Raw genomic sequence first — 204 nt, 5'->3', positions numbered from 1 at the left:
CTCCGCCTGTTGCTGCGGTGTCGCTTCTTTCCACCACTCAGGGCTTGCAGTCATAACGTATTCAACGGCCAGTACAGCATCTTTACGGCGTTTTTCAGGCAGCAGCTCCCGGACACGCCCCATTGCCTGATCCGTTGATTCGGATACAGAGCAGTAGTTTTCTGGTGTCCGTTCAGCGTTAGCATTCGGCGTCTCACGCTCCCT

At 55.4% G+C, this 204-nt stretch carries 1 protein-coding gene; it reads right to left on the bottom strand.

Annotation, left to right across the window (positions count from 1 at the left end; translation table 11 throughout):
• A partial coding sequence (locus C7H52_RS00025; protein WP_181256188.1) for a plasmid recombination protein occupies positions 1 to 204 on the bottom strand: 204 nt, incomplete at both ends.

This window comes from Aurantibacter aestuarii, assembly GCF_003008425.1.
Lineage (GTDB): Bacteria > Bacteroidota > Bacteroidia > Flavobacteriales > Flavobacteriaceae > Aurantibacter > Aurantibacter aestuarii.
Note: the sequence above shows the minus strand (reverse complement) of the source record. Positions and strands in the feature narration are given on the sequence as shown.